We start from the raw sequence: 5288 nt of genomic DNA on the forward strand, positions 1-5288 counted from the left end.
GCAAATCCAACAAATGTTTTGGAGTTTTCGGGTGTAGCCTATTTTTTTGCCAAAGAATTGTATAATAAGTATCAAGTACCCGTTGGTTTAATTAACGCCGCGTTAGGAGGTTCACCTGTGGAATCTTGGATGAGTGAAGATGTGCTTAAAAAATTCCCTGAATCGTATAATGAATTACAAAAATTTAAAGATGAAATCTATGTTGCTGAAATTGAAAAAAGTGATCAAAAAAGACAAGCAGATTGGTATGCTGAGTTAAATAAAAAGGATCAAGGTTTTGTAGCTGGTACTGAATGGTTTTTGAATACTACAAATGATGAAAGTTGGAAGGAAATGAGTGTGCCTGGCTATTGGAAGAATGAATCGATTGGAGCTGTTAATGGTGTGGTATGGTTTCGGAAAACAATAAACGTATCTAGCGCTATGGCTGGTAAAGAAGCTAGTTTGTGGTTGGGTAGAATTGTGGATCAAGATCACGTATATGTCAATGGAAATTTTGTTGGAACTACGGGTTATCAATATCCACCAAGAAAATATAGTGTACCAAAAGGAGTTTTGAAACAAGGAGAAAACACCATAGCAATTAGGGTTATAAATGAACAAGGAAATGGCGGTTTTGTGTTGGATAAGCCTTATTTTTTAGCTGTTGAAAATGACATCATTCATTTAAATGGAAACTGGAAATACAAGTTAGGCGCAACAATGAATCCTTTACAAAGTCCAACTTTTGTGCGTTGGCAACCAACAGGCTTGTATAATAAAATGATAGCTCCTTTATTAAATTATAAAATAAAGGGAGTTATATGGTATCAAGGGGAATCTAACGCGTCAAATGCTGCAACGTATTTTTCTACATTTCCTGCTTTAATACATAATTGGAGAAACAAATGGGGAATAGGTGATTTTCCGTTTTTATATGTGCAATTGGCTAATTATATGGATGCCGTTGAAGAACCAAAAGAAAGTGGTTGGGCACTGTTAAGACAAGCGCAATTAGAAACACTTAAAGTACCAAATACTGGGATGGCTGTTATTACAGATTTAGGTGAATGGAATGATATTCATCCATTAAACAAATTAGATGTAGGTAAAAGATTAGCGCAAGAAGCCTTTAAATTAGGGTATGCAGAAACGAAAGTTTCATTAAGTCCAATACCTAAAAGCTATAAATTTAGCAAGAAAAAAGTAAAAATAGCATTTGATTATGCAGCTGCTGGATTGCTATCAAAAAACGGAAAACCATTAACTTATTTTGAAGTGTCTAATGATGGAATTCACTTTTTTAAAGCTTCCGCAGTAATAAAAGGACAACAAGTAATTGTGTGGAATGCAGCAATAGAAAACCCTACCATAGTAAGATATGCTTGGGCAAATAATCCAGCAAAGGCAAACTTATTTTCAAAAGAAGGTTTGCCTGTAAGTCCGTTTCAAATTAAAAAATAATTAAAAATATTATATATTATGAAAGTATTTTTTTCAGTCATAGTCATTTTTATAGTTTCATTTCATCAAGTTATTTTTGCTCAAACTGTTGAAAAAAATAGGGTTATTATTTTATCGGATATAGAAGCCGATCCAGATGATACACAGTCCTTTGTTCGGTTGTTTTTATATTCAAATCAAATAGATATAAAAGGAATTGTGGCAACGACTTCTTGTTGGATGCAGACGCAGATTAATCCAACATCAATAGAAAAAATTATTGAAGCCTATGCGAAAGTGCATTCAAACTTAATACAACACGAGTCAGGATATCCTGAAGCGGAGCAGTTAAAATCACTTGTTAAAAAAGGCTTGTCAGTGTATGGAATGCAAGGCGTTGGAAAAGGAAAGGATTCAGAAGGTTCTGATTGGATTATTAAAATATTGGAAGAAGATGATGAACGCCCATTGTGGATTTCTGTTTGGGGAGGCGTAAATACCTTGGCGCAATCACTTCATAAAATTAAAGAAACAAAAACACCAAAAGAAGCAAAACGATTGATTGAAAAATTGAGAGTGTATACCATTTCCGATCAAGATGATTCAGGTATTTGGATTAGAAATAATTTTCCTAATTTATTTTACATTGTGAGTCCAGGTGATGATTATGGAAGTGCAACTTGGATTGCCATAAATAGTTTTATAAAAGGAACAGACAACCAAACGATTAGCAATAGTTGGATTGCGGAAAACATACAACAAAATCACGGTCCGTTGGGTGCTGTATATCCAGATGTTGCTTGGGGAGTTGAAGGAGATACACCTGCATTTTTATCACTTATACCAAACGGCTTAAATGTTGCTGAACACCCTGAATGGGGTGCTTGGGGCGGACGTTACGAATGGTACAAACCAGATTTTAGTAAAACTAAAAAAGGAGGTTCTCCTGTTGAAATTGCTCCGGAAACAAGAGCAATATGGACGGATGCCATTGATAATTACACACCGTATTTACAGAATGATTATGGAAGAGCTGTAAAGAAAGATACGGTGTCCTTTAACGATAATAAGGCAACACTTTGGCGCTGGAGAAACGACTTTCAAAATGATTTTGCGGCACGTATGGATTGGTGCACACAAACGTATGAAGAAGCAAACCATCCTCCGGTTGCTGTACTAAGTCATCCTTCAGAAATAACTATAAAATCCGGTGAAGGTTTTGGGTTGGATGCCCGTAACTCATACGACCCTGATGGAGATAATTTAAGTTTTTTGTGGTTTCATTATGCAGAAGTGAGTTCACTTAAAACAGAAATAACTTTTACTCCTGAAAACGCGTATGGAGCTTATTTTAAGGCTCCAAATGTTGATAAAAAGGAAACCTTTCATATTATATTAAAAGTGTCTGATAAGGGAACTCCGCAATTAACCCGATACAGACGTATTTTAATACATGTAATTCCATAAAAAAATACAATACAAATTTGTAATTATACTTAATAAATAAAGATATAGACCACTTGTTTAGATAAAAAAAGGAGTCAATAACAAATGTTATGACTCCTTTTTCACTAAATTCAAACTTAATTAATCCAAATAAGGTTTTAGAGGAACAATGGTTCCATCTTCGTTATATGTTATTTCTGCTACTTTTACAGATCGTAAATGCGTAACGCCTTTAGATAAAGAAGAGTCATGGTAAAATAAATACCATTTTTTATCTACTTCACAAATAGAGTGGTGACTTGTCCAACCTACAACTGGTTCTAAAATTTTACCTTTGTAAGTAAAGGGTCCGTACGGATTATCTCCAATAGCATAACAAATAAAATGAGTGTCACCAGTCGAATAAGAGAAATAATATTTTCCGTTGTATTTATGCATCCAAGACGCTTCAAAAAAACGTCGATCATTATCTCCTGCAACTAATAAATTTCCTTCTTCGTCTAAAATTTCTAATTGTTTAGGGGTTTCAGCAAATTCTAATAAATCATCCGTTAGTTTTGCAACAATAGGTAATAAAGCAGGCTCATTGTTTTCTGGTAAAAAAGCAGTTGGACTATCAGGTTGTGCAGCATTAAATTCACCTGTTCTCCAGCGTTGTAATTGTCCACCCCATAAACCACCAAAATAGATAAAGTAGCTACCATCATCGTCTTTAAAAACGGCAGGATCTATGGAAAAACTTCCTTTAATAGGTTCAGGTTGAGCTATAAACGGACCTGTTGGCGATGAACTAATTGCTACGCCAATTTTAAAGATTCCATCATAAGCTTTTGCAGGAAAAAATAAATAGTATTTACCGTCTTTTTCTTGAGCATCAGGTGCCCATAGTTGTTTTTCAGCCCAAGGCACATCATTTACGTGCAATGCTGTTCCGTTATCTACAGCTTCACTGGTTATAGAATCCATAGAAATAACATGGTAATCTTCCATAGCAAAATGACTTCCTAGGTCGTCAAATGCTTCACCAGCATCTATATCATGTGAAGGGTAAATATATATTTTTCCATTAAAAACATGTGCAGATGGATCTGCAGTATATATGTGAGATATTAATGGTTTTGAAATTGCTTTTTTGTTTAATTCGTTAAAATCAATATGATCAATAGTATCTTCTGGCATTATTTAAAATTTTAATTATTTCTTCTTTCTTTCAAATCTTTTTCAATTTGCACTTCCATTTTTTTATTTATTTCATAGAAAAACAACAATCCGGTACCAATTAAAAAAGGAATTGCTGCGTAAATACTTACAAGCATTTTAGTTCCCAAAATAGCACTGTCTGATTGTATTGGAAGATGAGCACTATATCCATAACTGCCTAAAATACCAGTAACAAGTGCACTACCAATGCTTAGTCCTCCTTTTAAACCAACCATCATTGCTGAAAATATAATAGCAGTTGCACGGTGGTTTGTTTTCCATTCAGAATAATCAGCTACATCAGCAATCATTGCCCATAAAAGTGGAATTGTAATTCCGTAGAAAAATCCGTGAAAAACTTGAGCAAGGAAAATTAAACCTATTGATGTTGATGGGATGAAATAAAACAAGATAATGAAAAGCGTAGATAAAAAAAGGAACGTTCCAAATACATCTCTTTTGCCATATTTATCGGCTAGATTTTTAGAAAACATTATTCCAACAATCATAAAGGTAATTCCACCAGCATTAAATAATCCAAATCCTGCAGAAACTGGATTTTCACCAAAAAAATTCATTCCAATATCTGATAAAAAGTTTAGTATTGGTTGTAAAAATTTAGTTAGTGCTGTTTCGTCAACAAAGTTTTCAAAATAGTACACATAAGAACCGCCTTTTAAAGCTAATGTAATAAATACCAAGGTGGTTAATGTTAGCATTATAATCCAAGGCTTATTTTTTATTAAATCGCCTATATCTTCTTTAACACTCGATTTTTGTTCTGGTTTTGGAACAATTCGTTCTTTGGTTGTAATAAATGTAATTAATAACATAATTGTTCCAATAATTGCCAACCAAGTCATTACAATTTCAATTCCTACAGCTTTGTCTCCACCACCAGCGGTTTCAATTATTGGTAACATAAATACTTGTACAAAAAATTGAGCTACCATTACAGCAACAAAACGATACGATGAAATACTATTACGTTCACTCATATCACCTGTAATTACTCCGCTTAAAGCAGAATAAGGTAAATTATTGGCAGCATATAACATTAGTAACAAGGTGTAGGTAACTACTGCATAAATAACTTTTCCTTTATAACTAAAATGTGGTGTGCTAAAAGCCAATAAAGCAACAACGCCAAGTGGAATTGCAGTCCATAATATCCAAGGGCGAAATTTACCCCATTTTGTGTGAGTTCTGTCGGCAATTGC

4 protein-coding genes are annotated in these 5288 nt (G+C 33.9%); 2 read left to right on the forward strand and 2 right to left on the reverse strand.

Annotation, left to right across the window (positions count from 1 at the left end):
* Both ABYI63_RS17150 and ABYI63_RS17155 read left to right on the forward strand, forming a co-directional pair.
* A partial coding sequence (locus ABYI63_RS17150; protein WP_372758087.1) for a sialate O-acetylesterase occupies window positions 1-1443 on the forward strand: 1443 nt, incomplete at its 5' end.
* An 18-nt stretch (window positions 1444-1461) separates the two neighbouring features.
* Window positions 1462-2889, forward strand: a complete 1428-nt coding sequence (locus ABYI63_RS17155; RefSeq protein ID WP_372758088.1) for a nucleoside hydrolase-like domain-containing protein — start codon at window positions 1462-1464, stop codon at window positions 2887-2889.
* Window positions 2890-3009: 120 nt separating this feature from the next.
* Here the strand turns inward: ABYI63_RS17155 and ABYI63_RS17160 are convergent, their stop codons facing one another.
* Window positions 3010-4047, reverse strand: a complete 1038-nt coding sequence (locus ABYI63_RS17160) for a glycoside hydrolase family 43 protein (RefSeq protein ID WP_372758089.1) — start codon at window positions 4045-4047, stop codon at window positions 3010-3012.
* An 11-nt stretch (window positions 4048-4058) separates the two neighbouring features.
* Window positions 4059-5288 (reverse strand): MFS transporter (locus ABYI63_RS17165; protein ID WP_372758090.1); only part of this gene is annotated, 1230 nt, incomplete at its 5' end.

The sequence above is a fragment of the Mariniflexile sp. genome (assembly GCF_041583155.1).
Taxonomy (GTDB): domain Bacteria; phylum Bacteroidota; class Bacteroidia; order Flavobacteriales; family Flavobacteriaceae; genus Mariniflexile.

Excerpts from the sequence above, each read along its gene's own strand:
- ABYI63_RS17155 (WP_372758088.1), top strand. The coding sequence starts at position 1,462 with ATGAAAGTATTTTTTTCAGTCATAGTCATTTTTATAGTTTCATTTCAT.
- ABYI63_RS17160 (WP_372758089.1), bottom strand. The coding sequence starts at position 4,047 with ATGCCAGAAGATACTATTGATCATATTGATTTTAACGAATTAAACAAA.